The organism is Vulcanithermus mediatlanticus (genome assembly GCF_055385885.1).
In genome coordinates this window covers 18,488-33,251 of record NZ_AP042384.1, presented here as the reverse complement: position 1 = coordinate 33,251, position 14,764 = coordinate 18,488, and the positions used below count along the sequence as shown (strand labels likewise).

General features: G+C 59.0%; 14 protein-coding genes. 4 read left to right on the top strand and 10 right to left on the bottom strand.

Features of this window, described 5'->3' with window-relative positions:
- Positions 1-19 precede the first annotated feature (19 nt).
- The 9 genes from ACZ5BT_RS00175 to ACZ5BT_RS00135 form a co-directional block, all read right to left on the bottom strand.
- Positions 20-868, bottom strand: a complete 849-nt coding sequence (locus ACZ5BT_RS00175) for an ABC transporter permease (protein ID WP_464883708.1) — start codon at positions 866-868, stop codon at positions 20-22.
- Positions 865-1,890, bottom strand: a complete 1,026-nt coding sequence (locus ACZ5BT_RS00170) for an ABC transporter permease (RefSeq protein WP_464883707.1) — start codon at positions 1,888-1,890, stop codon at positions 865-867. The genes ACZ5BT_RS00175 and ACZ5BT_RS00170 overlap by 4 nt, the downstream gene beginning before the upstream one ends.
- Positions 1,891-1,950: 60 nt before the next feature.
- On the bottom strand, positions 1,951-3,546 hold the full coding sequence (locus ACZ5BT_RS00165; RefSeq protein ID WP_464883706.1) for an ABC transporter substrate-binding protein: 1,596 nt from the start codon (positions 3,544-3,546) through the stop codon (positions 1,951-1,953).
- 51 nt (positions 3,547-3,597) lie between these two features.
- Entirely contained in the window at positions 3,598-4,431 is an 834-nt protein-coding gene (locus tag ACZ5BT_RS00160) for an aspartate/glutamate racemase family protein (RefSeq protein ID WP_464883705.1), read from the bottom strand.
- A 16-nt stretch (positions 4,432-4,447) separates the two neighbouring features.
- Positions 4,448-4,789 (bottom strand): cupin domain-containing protein, encoded by a 342-nt coding sequence (locus tag ACZ5BT_RS00155; protein WP_464883704.1) that lies wholly within the window; start codon positions 4,787-4,789, stop codon positions 4,448-4,450.
- On the bottom strand, positions 4,776-6,485 hold the full coding sequence (locus ACZ5BT_RS00150; RefSeq protein WP_464883703.1) for a hydantoinase B/oxoprolinase family protein: 1,710 nt from the start codon (positions 6,483-6,485) through the stop codon (positions 4,776-4,778). The genes ACZ5BT_RS00155 and ACZ5BT_RS00150 overlap by 14 nt, the downstream gene beginning before the upstream one ends.
- A gap of 16 nt (positions 6,486-6,501) precedes the next feature.
- Positions 6,502-8,547, bottom strand: coding sequence for a hydantoinase/oxoprolinase family protein (locus tag ACZ5BT_RS00145; RefSeq protein ID WP_464883702.1), 2,046 nt, complete (start codon positions 8,545-8,547; stop codon positions 6,502-6,504).
- A 24-nt stretch (positions 8,548-8,571) separates the two neighbouring features.
- Positions 8,572-9,111, bottom strand: a complete 540-nt coding sequence (locus ACZ5BT_RS00140) for a helix-turn-helix domain-containing protein (protein ID WP_464883701.1) — start codon at positions 9,109-9,111, stop codon at positions 8,572-8,574.
- Between the two features lie 319 nt (positions 9,112-9,430).
- Positions 9,431-10,465, bottom strand: coding sequence for a tyrosine-type recombinase/integrase (locus tag ACZ5BT_RS00135; RefSeq protein WP_464883700.1), 1,035 nt, complete (start codon positions 10,463-10,465; stop codon positions 9,431-9,433).
- Between the two features lie 115 nt (positions 10,466-10,580).
- Between ACZ5BT_RS00135 and ACZ5BT_RS00130 the strand changes: the two genes are divergently transcribed.
- The 4 genes from ACZ5BT_RS00130 to ACZ5BT_RS00115 all read left to right on the top strand — a co-directional run bounded on the left by ACZ5BT_RS00130 (position 10,581) and on the right by ACZ5BT_RS00115 (position 13,016).
- Complete coding sequence (locus ACZ5BT_RS00130; protein WP_464883699.1) at positions 10,581-10,850, top strand: AbrB/MazE/SpoVT family DNA-binding domain-containing protein; 270 nt, start codon at positions 10,581-10,583, stop codon at positions 10,848-10,850.
- Positions 10,840-11,292, top strand: coding sequence for a type II toxin-antitoxin system VapC family toxin (locus ACZ5BT_RS00125; protein ID WP_464883698.1), 453 nt, complete (start codon positions 10,840-10,842; stop codon positions 11,290-11,292). The genes ACZ5BT_RS00130 and ACZ5BT_RS00125 overlap by 11 nt, the downstream gene beginning before the upstream one ends.
- A gap of 255 nt (positions 11,293-11,547) precedes the next feature.
- Positions 11,548-12,165, top strand: a complete 618-nt coding sequence (locus ACZ5BT_RS00120) for a type IV toxin-antitoxin system AbiEi family antitoxin domain-containing protein (RefSeq protein WP_464883697.1) — start codon at positions 11,548-11,550, stop codon at positions 12,163-12,165.
- The gene (locus ACZ5BT_RS00115) at positions 12,162-13,016 is read left to right on the top strand and encodes a nucleotidyl transferase AbiEii/AbiGii toxin family protein (RefSeq protein WP_464883696.1); all 855 of its coding nucleotides are present in this window, start codon (positions 12,162-12,164) and stop codon (positions 13,014-13,016) included. Before ACZ5BT_RS00120 ends, ACZ5BT_RS00115 begins: the two co-directional genes overlap by 4 nt.
- A gap of 480 nt (positions 13,017-13,496) precedes the next feature.
- On the opposite strand, the gene ACZ5BT_RS00110 is transcribed toward ACZ5BT_RS00115, so the two are convergent.
- Positions 13,497-14,753: an MFS transporter gene (locus tag ACZ5BT_RS00110; protein WP_464883695.1), complete on the bottom strand. Its 1,257-nt coding sequence runs from the start codon at positions 14,751-14,753 to the stop codon at positions 13,497-13,499.
- Between the last annotated feature and the right edge of the window lie 11 nt (positions 14,754-14,764).

The following is a 14,764-nucleotide window of genomic DNA, read 5'->3' as shown; positions in this document are numbered from 1 at the left end:
CTTAGCAGCGGTTGCACCGTTAGACCTCCGCGTCCAGTAGGTCGCGCAATCCGTCTCCGAGCAAGTTAAAACCAAGGACGACAACGAGAATCGCCAAACCGGGGAACACGGGGATCCACCAAAGGTCGGGCAAATACTTTGCCCCGTCGGCTACCATCGTGCCCAGGTCCGGAGTAGGGGGTTGTACGCCAAGGCCAAGGAAGCTGAGGCTTGCCCCAATGAGAATCACGAAACCCATGTCAAGAGTTATCTTCGTCAAAATCGATGGTATGCAGTTTGGCAGGATTTCACGAAAAAGGATGTGTCCGTAGGATGCGCCGAGTACTTCAGCCGCCACGACGTAGCCCTCCGAGCGGAGCGACCGGGCCATGTTGTAGACCAACCTCGTGTACCAGGGCCACCACATGGCGGAAACCGCGATCATGGCGTTCATCAGATTCGGCTTGAGAAAGCCCATAATGGCCAAGGCGAGCACCAGAGGCGGGATCGCCAGAAAAACGTCAGTGATGCGCATGATCACAAGTTCTGTAATGCCCGAAAAGTAACCGGCTAAAAGGCCCAACACCACTCCAACAGGAACGGCCAGAGCCAGGACGACAACCCCGAGCTCAAGCGATATACGATACCCAAAGATGATCCGAGTTAAGATATCCCGTCCGATCGTATCGGTACCGAAAGGGTGTGCCCAGCTCGGCGGGGCTGACGCGTTGGCAAAGTCGACAAATCTCCCAGCATGTTCGGGATAAGGGGTTACGTAAGGCGCAAACACAGCAGCGAGACTGATCGCCCCGACGATCACGAGCCCCACGACAGAAAGCGGATTTCGGCTGAACTTATACCACAGCCTGGAACGCCGTCTGAATGTCACGACCCCCCTCCCTGCAGCCGGATTTTGGGATTCAAAGAAGCAACCAGAAGGTCTACCACTGTGTTTACGACCAAGAACACTACAGCGATGACCAGTACCGTGCCGGTGATGGCATTGAGGTCTTTGTGGAGGACCGCCTGTACGCCGTAACGTGCCATCCCAGGCCAGCCAAACACGGCCTCAACGAGGAAGGCGTTTCCTAGCATTGCTGCAAAGTCGAGTCCTAGCACGGTAAGGGTTGGAATCATAGCTGGCCGTAGTGCGTATTTGAGCGCGATAGTGATTTCGCTGAAACCAAAGGCGCGGGCCATCTCGATGTACTGCTGCTGGTAGGCCTCGGCCACGTTGGTGCGTGTCAGTCGTGCAGCTTGACCAATGCCTGCTAAGGCCAAGGCAACCGCCGGTAGGGCCAAATGGGCCACCGCATCTTTAAAAACGGCCCAGTTCCCAGTTATGAGTGCATCGATAGATATCATGCCGGTAATCGCCTTAGGTGGGGGCAGTCCTTCACTGAGTCGTCCTGCCACTGGCAGAAGCCCGAGAGCGTAGCTGAAGACGAGCATGAGGAAAACGGCCCATACAAAGCTTGGTGTCGCCACCCCCAAAAGAGCGAAGATGCGAGTACCGTTATCAACCCAGCGGTCGCGGAACCGCGCTGCTACGATGCCGAGCGGCACGCCGATAAAAACCATCAGAAGACCCGCGGCCAGGACCAGTTCCAAGGTGGCGGGAAAGAACTCTTTGAGGTCTGTGGTTACGGAGCGGTTTGTATATAGTGAGATGCCCAAGTCTCCCCGGCTCAGCCCCTTGAGGAACTCCCAGTACTGGACTGGTAGGGGATCGTTGAGGTGCAGGCGCTCTCGGAGCTGTTGCACCTGTTCTTCAGTGGCCATTGGTCCTAGGGCAATCCGAGCAGGATCTCCTGGGATAACACGCGCTATAAGGAAAATCAAGATGGAAACGCCCAGTAGTACTGCTAGCGCAGCGATCAGACGATTCAGTAAGTAGCGCCCAAGGCTCATATCGCCTCCACCTAAGTGGGGTAGGTGGTGGTATGGAAATACCACCACCTACCCGACTGCTTACCGATCTACTTCAATCAAGCGGAAACTCCAGTTCGCTCCGGTGACAGCTACGGTCTTCCCAGGATCCTCGAGTGTTGGAACGTGGACATAATCTTGCTTGGCGAACACAGCTACTTGTTCGTAGCCGAAAATATCGGGTTGTAGCTCTACGATTCGCTTTTGGATCTGCTTGTACAAACGAAGTCGCTGTTGTTGATCAGTCTCGGTGCGAGCAGCATCCAGCAATCGGTCGATTTCAGGATCCTGGAGCCACTCCATTGATAGCCAGGTGCCTGCAGCTTTGGAGTGGTACATGTTGTAGAGCAAGGCGTCCGGATCCGGGAACGCTGCAGAAACATAGATCAGGCTAACGTGAGGCGTAGTCTCAGGTTTAGACGCGCGTTCGGTCATCAGCGCCCACGGAACCTTAACAACATTGACCTTGATGCCGATTTCAGCCATATTCTGCTGGAAAAGAAGTGCAACCTTTTCTTCAAAAGGCACTTCCGCGACCCAGCCGATCTCAATGGTGTACTGTGACGGATCGTACTTCGACTGTGCGAGCTCAGCCTTGGCGGCCTTTAGATCGCGGCGGGGTATTGGCAAGGTCACATCGAACCCTGGGAATCCCTCCGGCAATGGCCCACGGGCACGCTTCCCAGCCGCTACCTTATCAGTGATCTTCAGGATGCTCAAAAGCGCGTCATAGTCAAAAGCCAAGGCCATTGCCCGACGAAAGTGCAAATCGTCGGTTGGGGGTCGCTTGGTGTTAAGTTTCATGAAGAAGTTCCCTTGTCCCCCTTCTGTAATCAAATCAATGCCCTTCTTCTTTGCCAAGGCCCTCAGGATCTCAGGCGGGAGCCACTGGCTGGTGATCTCATGCTCGCGCCGTACCATCAGCGTACGCACAGTCGAGGGCTCAAGGGAGTAGCGCAGCCGCACGACATCTGGAGCCTTAGGTGCGAAACCGAGGAAGTAATCGCCAAACTTGCGCAATACGGTGAGCTCCTGCGGGTTGTGAGAAACCACCATGTAGGGCCCTGATCCTGCGTCGTTGGCTGAGAGGAAAGCCTGGCCATAGTCGCCAAGATCTCCGTAGTCTCCCGGCTGAATGTTTTTCAGAACGAGGTCTTTGTTAACGATAGGAAGCCTTACAAGCGAAGCGAGGAAGGGGGCATAAGGCTTGGACAATGTAAACTCCACGCTATACTTGCCCAGTGCTTTGGCGGAACTCACCCAGCCCTTAAAGAGGTAAGAGTACCCTTGGCCGAGTGCTTGCATCCGCTCGAGCGAAAAGACCACGTCCTCTGCAGTTACCTCGCTCCCGTCATGGAACTTGACTCCCTTGCGCAGGGTAAAGGTATAAACCTTTCCGTCAGGTGAGACTGACCACCTCTCAGCAAGATGCGGTCTAACCCCCTCCTTCGGGTCGGGGTATACCAACGTGTCGTAGACATTGAACATTAGCATTGAGTCGGCGTAGTCTGTCGCCTTAGCGGGATCGAGCTCGCCTACGGCCACCTCGTCCAATCGGAGCACCCGTTCTTGGGCGAAAGCCCACCCCAGCAGCACCACGAATACGATTCCCAACAACCACCGAGCGCCACTGCTCATGAGAAACCTCCCTCCTTTCTTCCGAATCCAGGTCTGCTATTGAAGCCTTCTTCACCCTGTGGAAAAAGGATTGCAAGCCGTACCTGCAGTAGGATTTCCGTCTTCAGCCTCTGTCCACACCCCCTTCACGCCGGGATACAACTCATGCAGACCCCACCCGTAGATCTCCTTGCCGCTCGGTGTTTGGAACCCCCCAATTTTGCTCGCCGCCCATCCATACCGCTGTTTGAGCTCTGCTTTGAACTCCGCAAACTTGAATGGGGTGACTGTGGCATCAAGGACTGGTACGCCCAGTTCTTCTTGCAGTGTTCGGAAAAAGCCAAATTCAATCGTGCACCCCAGGATGATTGCCTCCGCACCGTCTTGCTCCACTGCCTCTCGTGCCAGAGAAACCATGCGCCGCTCGGTCTCAGAAGGATTTCTTTGAAAGTCGTGTACACCCATACACAGCTCTTTGAATGAGGCAAGCTTGTGAGCCATTCCGTAGCGCTCCACGTTTTCGCGCATGGCAGGAATCCACTTCCGACGGCCCACCAAAATTGAGAACTTGTCAGCCATGGTTGCTGCGAGGTATATGCAGGTTTCCGCAGGAAAGACCACTGGCATGTTGTCAACGACCTCGCGGGATTCTTTCAGGCCAGGGTCGTAGAAACACCCCACCACAGCAGCGTCGAATCCTTCTTGCTCGGCCTCACGCAGCATGTGAAGGGTGTCGGGTAGGACTAAGGCGCCATAGTAGTGATATTCCAGATGGTGTGGCCCCCGCTCTAGCGAACGAACTTCAACTTCTGTGTCGGGCATCTTTTCTTGTTCAAAGAGCTCACGCATTACCTCATCAAAATCGTCTGTGCCGACCGGATTGATCCAAAGGATTTTCCTTCCCATCACAACCCCCGAGCCTTTAGGAGAGGGCCTGCTCGTCCTCACCGAACCAGATCCAAAGGAGTTCAACATCCTCTTTACCGACCGCGAGAGCTGAATGTGCTTCGCCGGCAGGAATTAGCGTCAGTTCACCCGCTTGAACCAGGTGCTTTTGTCCCCCAGACTCAACTTGCAGCACACCCCTTAGAAGGAGTGACAGCTCGTGGGCTCTATGCGACGAGTACCCTTCGTCTGGCACCCTCACTCCAACGGGAATGCGAGCCACACCAACCCTCAGCGCTGCAGAAGGTAACTCTGGGAGCGCCACGAGCGAGGACACCAGTTCGCCTGATGATGGGAAGCTTACCTTATAAACTCTCATTTCGAGCGCTCCCTACTCCTCGCACCCCGTAGTACTTTTCGGCCTGTTCTTTGGTGATGTACTCGTTTTTGAGATCTTCCAGCACCTTTTCCCGCGGACGGTTCTTGGGATTACCGTAGCCGCCCCCGGTAGCGGTGACGAGCCGGACCAGGTCTCCTTTTTCCAGCCGCAGCCGCGCAACCTTGCCGTAGACTTCTTCCTTTCCGTCTTTGCGGATTACCTTGATGTAGTTGCGGGAGCCTTCCTGTCCTCCGTTCATGCCCCAGGGCAAGAACTTGTGCCGACCGAAGGTGCCGGTAAGGTAGGCTTCGTCTGCCACAATCCGGTAGTCCAGCACCACCCCCTTTCCACCGCGGTACTCCCCGGCGCCGCCGTCCTCGTTGTGGAAGGCGTACTGCTCGACCAATACGCCATAGCGGGTTTCGGTGACTTCCACGGGGATGTTGTAGGTCTCGCCGTCTCCCACGCAGAACTGGCCGCTCTCTCCATCCTTATCGTGTCCGGCACCCCAGCCACCCACGAGAGGTTCTACGAGGAGGAAGAACTCGCCGGTATCGGGGTGAACACCTGAGAGCACTGTGCCGCACACCGAGAGCAGGTGACCTGCGGGCAAGCGGTCCGGCACGTGGGGCGCCAAAGCCTTCCAAATGAGGTCGGTGGCGTACAGCATTGTTTCCCAGTAGGTGGAGACGGGGGCCGGGCGTTCCGCGGTAAAAACCGTGGCATTGGGACAGATTACTTTGATCGGCCGGAAGCATCCTTCGTTGGCAGGAATTGAAGGGTTTGTTAGAGCTTTGAAGACCGCGCGTACGGCCGAGGCGAGGCCGGTCCAGGTATTGTTAATCGGCCCCGGCACCTGAGGATGGCTTCCTGTGTAGTCGGCGATGAACTGATCGTCGGTGATGGTCACCTTGACCTTGACCTTGAAGGGGCCGTTGCCGATGCCGTCGTCGTCGATCCAATCCTCTGCCTCGAAGGTTCCCTTGGGCAGCTTAGCCAGTTCCAAGCGAGTCATTTCCTCGCCGTAGTCAAGGAGCTTGTCTACGGCGGTGAGGACAGTTTCTTTGCCGTATTTGCGGCAAAGGTCGAGGAAGCGACGTTCGCCCACCCGGAGTGCGGCCACCCCAGCCCAAAGGTCGCCGAGGGTCATGTCAGGCAGGCGCACGTTGGCGGCGATGAGGTCGAGGAGGGCCTGGTTAGGCTTGCCGCGGTCGAAGAGCTTAACGTTGGGGAACTGGAGCCCTTCTTGGAAGACTTCGGTGGCATCGGTGGTCCAGCTGCCGGGGTCTTTGCCGCCGACTTCGGTCCAGTGGGCTTTGTTGGCGACGAAGGCCACAAGCTCACCTTCGTAGAAGACGGGCATGATGAGGGAGACGTCGGAGAGGTGAGTTCCGCCGCCGCCGTAAGGGTCGTTGGTGATGAAGATGTCGCCGGGGTGCAAGCTGCCTTCGGCCTCGAACTTCTCGCGAACCGCATTTACCGCAGCATCTAGGGTAGCGATGAAGAGCGGTACGCCATTGCCTTGGGCAATGAGGCGTCCTCGGGCATCTGTGATGCCTACTCCGTAGTCCAAAGTTTCGTAGATGATTGTGCTTTTGCTGGTCCGCTGGAGGGCGTAGAACATCTCATCGCCGATTGCCACCAGCGCGTTCTTGATAATTTCGATTGTGAAAGGATCTACTGGTTGTGCAGTCATGACCCTTGCCCCTTCCTCACTTCAGATAGATGTGGAGGTTTCCGTACTCGTCGACCTCCACTCGCTGGCCTGGGAAGACTACCGTGACCGTTGCAGGTTCCTCGATCACGGCTGGACCCGCCACAACCATTCCGGGTTCAAGTAATGATCGGTCGTAGACGGCCGCTTGTTGTACGCCGTGGGTGTCAAAGTCGACCTCGCGGAAGCCTTTCCGTGCTTCGTTTTCCTTCCGGCCAAGAGCCTTAATTTTGGCGATCTTGGGTTTCGACACCTGCCCAAAGGCCACGAGGTGGTAGTTCACGAGCTCCACAGGTGAATCGAGCCGGAAAGTGTATTCTCGCTCGTGCGCTTCATGGAAGCGTTGAATGGCGCTGGAGATTTCCTCGGATCCTACAGTGCCCGCTGGGAAAGGCACTTTGACCGTGTGCTCTTGTCCCAGATAACGCATATCAGCATATCGTTGGAAAACGAGCTGGTCTGCACTTACCCCGTCTTCGGCAAATTCCCGGCTGGCTTGCTGCTCGAGTCCGCTAAAGATCTCGTGCACCTGTTGGGGATCAATAACATCGAGGCGCGTTACTCGAGTCAGAATGTAGTCGCGCCGCAAGTCGGTCAGAAGCATTCCCCATGCGGAGAAAACCGCGGGGTGGATGGGGATGATAACTTTAGGAATATTCAGCTCTGCTGCGAGAGCGGTCGCGTGCATAGCGCCGCCGCCCCCGAAGGCTACCAACGTGAAGTCCCGTGGGTCGTAACCGCGGTTTAGTGAGACAAGCTTGAGGGCGTTGACCATGTTGGCGTTGGCAAGCCGAATCACGCCTCGGGCAACCTCTTCAATGCTGGTCCCAAGCGTGTCAGCAAGCGGTTGAAACGCCCGACGTACATTATCCATGTCGGGGGTAATCTCACCGCCAAAGAAATATTCAGGATTAATGCGACCGGCGATCAAATTAGCGTCCGTCGTCGTTGGCTTTGTCCCTCCCCGGCCGTAGGCTGCTGGCCCAGGTACCGCGCCCGCGCTTTGCGGACCTACGTGAAGGCTACCCCCCTCGTCTATCCAGGCGATACTTCCACCACCATTGCCGATTTCTACAATGTCGATCACTGGCGTCTTAATCGGATAACCAGGGTTGGTGCGAGACCACTCGATCTTGTACTCGGTGGTGATGCGCGCCTGCCCGTTTTCCACCAGAGAACATTTCGCTGTTGTTCCACCGATGTCGAGGGCAATGATGTTCGGTTCCTCGATCAGCCTTCCGAGGGCGATTGCACCGAGCACACCGCTTGCAGGCCCTGATTCAACCATTGCAATGGGGTTGTTTTTTGCACCCTGAGCGGTAGCAATGCCGCCGTTCGATTGCATGGCAAAGAAGCGGCCTTTAAATCCCTCGTCGCGAAGTCGCCGGTTAAGAGAATCAAGGTAGGTGCTTGCAATGGGATGAACGTAAGCTGATAACACTGTGGTGTTCGTTCGTTCGTATTCCCGCCATTCCCGCGTGATTTGGTGTGAGGCAATGGCGGAAACATCTGGCCACAACTCCCGTACTGCGTTTACGGCTTCAATTTCGTGAACAGGATTGGCGTAGGAGTGTAGGAAGCAGATGGCAATGGCCTCAACGCCTTCTTTTTTGAAGAACTCCACGATTGGCTCAATTTCCTCGACGTTAAGGGGAATCAGAACCTCCCCTTTATAGCTGATACGCTCATTTACTTCCCTGCGTAAGTATCGAGGCACAAAGGGTTTTGGTTTTTTGAAATAAAAATTATAGAGGTCAGGACGATTGCCGCGGGCAATTTCCAGTACGTCCCGGAATCCCTTAGTCGTTATGAGCCCGGTCTTGACCCCTTTTCGCTCTGTCAACGCGTTAATCACAACGGTCGTTCCGTGTGCGAAGAAGTCTATTGATCCTAGGCTAAGGCCGGCTCTGTGAACAGCATTCATAACACCCTCTTCAAAATGTGGTGGTGTCGTGTCGCTTTTTACGACGCCAAAGGCTCCGGTCTCCTCGTCGTAGTAAACCAAGTCGGTAAAAGTCCCACCTACATCCGTTGCTACACGCATCCCATTCCTCCTTTCACCACAGCCTCATCGGAACAGGGGAGGAGTGCCGACCCACACCAGCTCGACCTCCTCATCACCAACGCTTCCCCACCGATGCCGCTCACTTGAGTTGAAGTGAGCGCTGTCACCGGGACCCAACAGATATTCTTTGGAGCCGATTTTGATTTTGAGATGGCCTTTGAGTATGTAAACGAATTCCTCGCCCGCGTGTCGTATTGACTCGGATGAGTAGCCAGGTGGAATACGCACAAACACGGCGTCAAGTTTCTGCTCCGCAAGCGACCCACTCAAGCGAGCGTATTGAACCTTCGAACCGTCGAGTGTAAAAAAACGCATTTCCTCGCGTTTGCGGACACTGTCATGCTCTGGAGGGGGGTCAATAAAGTACTCGATGCTGACATCAAGCGCCCGGGAAAGGCTGACTAGGGATGACATCGAAGGGGTAGCTAGGTTGCGTTCAACTTGTGACAGGAAAGCAGCAGATAGGCCAGCGCGTTTCCCAACCTCCTGCAACGTCAATCCAAGTTGTCTTCTGCGAGCGCGAATCTTCTCACCAAGTCCCATAAGAACCCTCCTCCTAAGCATTCGCTCCGGGAAGCACACTCATTGCTAACGTATTGGCCGTACGGCTACAGGTTTGGGTGGATGTCACTGATTGGACGCTTGGCGCTTGGATAAGTTGGGACAAGGGTATCAAAAAATTTTTGATATGTCAATATTTTTTAACTCGGTTGGATCCAGCTTACTTTGCAGTAAGGATTACTAACTGCAGAGCCGTGCCTGAAGATGGGCAAGGGACTTGAAGAGCGCAATGCTCCTCATAGTCTGCGAGAAGAAAATCGAACTGAGTCCACGCTCGGCTTGAGGATGGAAAACGACGAAGCTATGTCCCCAACCGCTGCACCGCTTCCCTGAGACGCGACCGGTCCATCTTCGCGTACACCTGGCTGGTGCTGACATCCGAGTGCCCCAGCAGCGCCGCCACCACGTAGAGGTCCCCGGTGGCGCGGTAGAGGCGGGTCCCGGCCAGGTGTCGGAGGCTATGGGGCCCGTGGTAACGCTCAGGTACCCCGAGCTCGCGGTAGTAGGCGGCAAGCCGCTTGCGGATCGTCCAGGCCTTGAGGCGCTGCCCCCGGGCCTTCCGGCCCCCGAGGTTCACGAAGAGGGCCTCCTCGCGGGGGGCGGCGAAGGTGGAGCGCACCCTCAGCCACTCCAGGAGTTCCACCACCAGGTCGTGGGGGAGGGGAACGGTCCGGGCCTTGCCCCCCTTGCCCTCACGGACGTGGACCTCCTCCTCGAGGGGGTCGAAGTCGGATACATCCAGGCCCTCGACCTCGGAGACGCGGAGCCCGACGTCGCCCATCAGGCGGACGACCACCCTGTCCCGGAGACACTCAGGATCAGTGAGCGGAAGCAAACCTAACAACCTTCTATATATAGCCAGCGGCAAAGCCGGCCGCCGTTCGCCCCGCGGCGTGGGGTCCCGGGGCGGGGCGACCTCGAGGGCCGGGTTCTTTTCCACCGCCCGGGCCCAGACCAGGGCCCTGTAAAACGCCCGGAGCCCCGCAAGGTAAGCCGCCACCGTCGCCGGCCTCAGCGCCTCGGGGTTTTCGCGCAAGTGACCACCTTCACTTAAGAGCTCGGAGACCCAGCGGTCCACGTCATCGGCACTAGCCTTCAGGATCGGCACCCGGGGCCCGGGCGAGCCCTCGGGCCAGGCCCAGCTCATCCAGTCCCGTACCCCGAGGCCGTAGAGCTTGTAGGTGTTGAGACTGGTGCGGGAGCGCTTCCGGCTCTTATATAAGAGGAAATAGGCCAAAAGCTGCAACAGACTTTCGACATCCCGCTCCGCCGCCGCCCGCACCGCCTCGAGCCGGCGCTTGGTCGGATCCTCGTAGTTGGGCAACGGCCTGAGCACAGGGACATTTTAGCCGAAAAGCTCACTAAGGGACATTAGTGAGCTTTTAAAACCGGCTGCAAGCGGGCATTGTACGTAACAGACCCCAAAGCAGATGATGCTTTACACTCAAGGTATGCCCAGTACCACCGTGAGCAGCCGCTACCAGATCACCCTGCCCGCCGAGGTGCGCAGGGCGCTCGGTATCAAGCCGGGAGACCGACTCGAGGTCGAGGTCGAGGGCGGGCGGATCGTCCTCCGTCTGAAGCGGCCCCCGATCCGCGAGCTCTTGAAACGGCTCGAAGCCGAGCAACCCGAAGCGCTCAAAGAACTCGGAGAGGCTACCGGTCACGACGCGGCCGCCTACGTCCGCGAGCTTCGCAGCGGGGACGACGATGCCGAATGAGGTTATCAACCTCGACACCAACGTGGTCATCGCCGCCATCGACCCGAAAGACGCTCTCCACGAGGCCGCGGTGGAGTTTCTGGATGAACATGCTGCCGATCCCCTGGTCCTCCCGGCGGCGGTCTACGCCGAACTGCTCGCCATCCCCCACGCCGAGGTGGTGCGGCGATTCCTTGAGGCCTTCCGGCTCCGACCGGTCTTCTCGGGCCTGGAAGGCGCCTCTGTCTGGGAACTCGCCGCCGAGCGCTTTGCCCGGTACGCCGAAAACCGCAGGAAGTCCGGGGGTGGACAGCCGAGGCGGATCCTCGCGGACTTTCTCATCGGGGCCCAGGCGCTCCTGCAGCCGGGGGCGGGGTTCACGCCAGTGATTGCAACGCTGGACGGATGGTTTTATGAGCGCTACTTCCCGGAATTGAAGATCTACGTGCCGGGAAAGCAGTGAGCCACCAACATCCACGGCTTGGCCAAAAGGCCAAAGCCTGCCAGTTCTAGGGGAATCCCATCCGCACGGATCCGTGCGGGCAAGGGATGCGGAAGGCAGGCGTCCGGTGACCGCGGTTCTTATCGCGTACCTGCTCGTGGTCTCCGCTGCGGGCGGTCTGGACCGGGGGAGGCGGCGTTACACTTGATGGGCTGTGAATCCTAAGACGAGCTATTTATCATTGCACATCTGAATGCTTGCCTGTACGATGCGGTTATGCGACTTGCTCCCCGGGAAAAGGATCTCTACCGCCTCGCTCTCGAGCAGGGCGGCCTCTTCACCCTCGATCAGGCCAGGCGCTTTGGCCTCGGTCCCAAGGAGGCCTTTTACCGGGTTCGAACCGGCCGGTGGGAGCGCCTCGGCAGGGGGATCTACCGACTCGCCTTCGCGCCCTTTTCCCCCGACGAGGACCTGATCCGGATCTGGCTCTGGGCTTCGAACCCTATTGGACCGGTGGCGTTTTCCTATGAGACGGCCCTGGTGATCCACGGCCTGTCCGATCTCCTTCCCGACCGCTACCACCTGACCGTTCCCAGGGGCTTCGCAAGGCGGGCCCCGCGGGGAGTCGTCCTCCACCGGGCTGACCTCGCCCCCGCCGACGTCGAGGCCCGGCCCGGCTTCAAGGTCACCACGCCGTTCCGCACACTGCTCGATGTGGCGCGGACCAGCAGGGTCCCCCAGGAGCAGCTCGAGCTCGCGGTCCGGCAGGCCCTCGAGCGGGGCCTGGTGCGACGCCGTCGCCTCGAGGAAGCCCTCCCGGGGCTTTCCGTCCGTGCCCGGCGGCGGCTTGCACGGGCGCTAGGCACGACCGATTGGGGGCCGATCCCGGCGTGAAGTACGCCCGCCCGGAAGACTTAAACCGGGCAATCAAGGACCGGCTCCGCAAGGAGTCATTGGAAACCGGGCTGCCGCTCAGCTATCTCCGTAAGCGCGTTGCCATTGAGCGCTTTCTCGCCCGCCTCAGCGCCGGCGCCACTCGGGGGCTGGTCGTGACCGGGGCCTTTGCCCTTTCGACGCTCGCGAACACCCGCCGCCCAACCCAGGACCTGGATCTGGAGGCCTGGAACCCGGTGCCGGACCTCCTGGACGCGCTTCAAGAGATTGCTGAGCGAGAGATCGAAGATGGTTTTTCCTTCCGGGTCGAGCTGAAGCGGGCCGTCTCAGCGGGACGGGTTCAGCGCTTTACTTTGATCGCCCGGGTCGGTGGCGTCAACTTCGAGAAGGTGGTGCTCGACGTTCACCTCCTCGAGCGGGCACCGGTGGAGCCGGTCCGGGTGCGCTTGCCGGCAGCTCTGGCTTTTGCCGGGATCAATCCGCCCGAGGTCCTCATGGCCCCCCTAGCGTGGCAGTACGCGAACAAGCTCCACGCGTACGCGCGCGAGCGCCAGTTCCGTAGTCGGGTGAAAGACCTCGTTGACCTCGCGGTGCTGATCCTTGAGCTTCCTGGCAGGGTCCGCCCTGCCGACCTTGTGGCCGCGGTCGAGGAGGTCTACGCCTTCAACGGAGAAACTCCCTGGCAGACGCTTCCCGGACCGCCGAAGAGCTGGCGGCAGGAGTTCCGGTCGATGGCGAAGGATGCGGGGCTTGATCCCCCGGACATGGACCACTGGTTTCACAGGGTGAACGCCCACTACGAGGAACTCCGGGCCCGGGCGTGGGATCGCGGTAGCGGGTCCCCCGGTTAAGAAGGCCTCTGTTTGTTTTTTAACCTTTCATGGATCTTGCCGGTTGGGTGAGGGACTGCAGTCTCAGCCCTGCTACCATGAGCAGCCGGTACCGGGTCAGCCCGTTCACCAAGGCGCCCGGCATGAAGCCGAACGACCGGTACGACGAGGTGACCGTTAAATTCTGGAGCCCCACGCGAGGGACCCGCTGGCCATCCCAGAGGCGGTCTACGCTGAGCGCTACGCTGCCGTGCGGAAAACCGCCGGTGGTCCGACGCCACGAGCCTCCAGCGGATCCTCACCGACGGCCTAACCGGCGCCCAGATCCTCAAACAGCTAGGTGCCGGCCACACCCCGTTGATCACCAACCACCCTGGATAGGCGGTCTTTAAACCAGTGTTTTCCCGAGCCGAAAAGCTGCGAGCTGAACTTGACCTTGGGAGGGTGGAACTGGCGCGAGCTTCGTGTCCCGATGTCTCAGCTTCCTCGTTCGGTCATGGATCACGCCCTCGCCGGCCCTGATCGGGCGTCATTGTCGAGGGCCTGTCTGACCGGGCGCGAGAGCCAGAGCAGTGCCGTTCCCGCGAGGCGGAGCCCGGCGACGCCGCCGTAGATTCCGGGCAAAGGTAAATAGGTGCCGAGGAGTCCGCCAAGTGCCTGACCGGCCGGCGTCAGCGCCTGGGTCACGGCTTCGACCACGCCGAACACCTTCCCACGGATTTCCGCCGGGATCGTTCTTTGCAGGTAAGCCGTGAAGGTGATCATGACCAGGGCGTCGGTGGCCCCGAAGACGAAGAGGCTCGAGAGCGAGGCCGCGACGTTCCTGCTCTGGGAAAAGGCGACGAGCGACAACCCCTGGATCAGGAGTGCGCCGAATACAAACCCTGCACGCTGCCCCCGATCCCCGGAGACGAAGGCACCCAGGGATCCCGCCAGCATGCCCAGGAGCTGGGCGGTCTCGATGAAACCGAAGGTACGGGGCCCCTGCCGCAAGACGTCCGAGACCCACCCTGGCATCAGCACAAAAAGAGGGACGACAACCAGGTTCATGCCCAGGATCAGGGGAAGGATGCGGACCAGGGCCGGATCCGAGGCGATGAAACGCAACCCCCGCGAGGCATCCTCGATGAACCCGGAAGCGGAACCGTCCCTTTTGGCGGCCGTACTCACGTGGCGCATTCGCCAAAGCAGGAGCGCCGAAACGAGGAAGGTGGCCGCGTCGACCAGAAAAAGGGGCTGGGTACCCAGGGCAGCCAGAGCGATGCCGCCGAGCGCGAAACCGATTGCCCCGGCCAGCTGTCGCGAGACCGACATCAGCGCGTTAGCGGAGACCAGGGCGCGATCGCTAAGGAGCTCGGGCATGATCACCTGCCTGGCAGGGTCAAAGACGATTGAGACAACGCCCAGGGCGAAAGCGATGATCGGGAGCTGCCACGTTGCGAGCATGCCCAGCCAGGAGAGCGCAGGGACGGTGGCGACGATCAGGGCTCTCAGGATGTCGCTTACGAGCATCGTTCGCCTTCTGTCCCAGCGATCGACGAGAACCCCGCTCGCCACACCCAGCAATGAAGGCAGGGTGCGGGCCGCGGCCACGATCCCCAGCATGGCGCGCGAGCCGGTGAGGTCGAGTACCAGCCAGAGCATGGCGAGAAGAAAAAAGCTGTCGCCGAACCAGCTCACGGTCTGGCCCAGCCAGAGACAAGCGAAGTCTCCGCGGACCCACTCGGCGCTCTGAGAGAATTTAAGGCGCGGAAACATTGGAAGGCGCA

Excerpts from the sequence above, each read along its gene's own strand:
- ACZ5BT_RS00170 (WP_464883707.1), bottom strand. The coding sequence starts at position 1,890 with ATGAGCCTTGGGCGCTACTTACTGAATCGTCTGATCGCTGCGCTAGCA.
- ACZ5BT_RS00140 (WP_464883701.1), bottom strand. The coding sequence starts at position 9,111 with ATGGGACTTGGTGAGAAGATTCGCGCTCGCAGAAGACAACTTGGATTG.
- ACZ5BT_RS00165 (WP_464883706.1), bottom strand. The coding sequence starts at position 3,546 with ATGAGCAGTGGCGCTCGGTGGTTGTTGGGAATCGTATTCGTGGTGCTG.
- ACZ5BT_RS00130 (WP_464883699.1), top strand. The coding sequence starts at position 10,581 with ATGCCCAGTACCACCGTGAGCAGCCGCTACCAGATCACCCTGCCCGCC.
- ACZ5BT_RS00120 (WP_464883697.1), top strand. The coding sequence starts at position 11,548 with ATGCGACTTGCTCCCCGGGAAAAGGATCTCTACCGCCTCGCTCTCGAG.
- ACZ5BT_RS00110 (WP_464883695.1), bottom strand. The coding sequence starts at position 14,753 with ATGTTTCCGCGCCTTAAATTCTCTCAGAGCGCCGAGTGGGTCCGCGGA.
- ACZ5BT_RS00145 (WP_464883702.1), bottom strand. The coding sequence starts at position 8,547 with ATGCGTGTAGCAACGGATGTAGGTGGGACTTTTACCGACTTGGTTTAC.
- ACZ5BT_RS00125 (WP_464883698.1), top strand. The coding sequence starts at position 10,840 with ATGCCGAATGAGGTTATCAACCTCGACACCAACGTGGTCATCGCCGCC.
- ACZ5BT_RS00155 (WP_464883704.1), bottom strand. The coding sequence starts at position 4,789 with ATGAGAGTTTATAAGGTAAGCTTCCCATCATCAGGCGAACTGGTGTCC.
- ACZ5BT_RS00160 (WP_464883705.1), bottom strand. The coding sequence starts at position 4,431 with ATGGGAAGGAAAATCCTTTGGATCAATCCGGTCGGCACAGACGATTTT.
- ACZ5BT_RS00150 (WP_464883703.1), bottom strand. The coding sequence starts at position 6,485 with ATGACTGCACAACCAGTAGATCCTTTCACAATCGAAATTATCAAGAAC.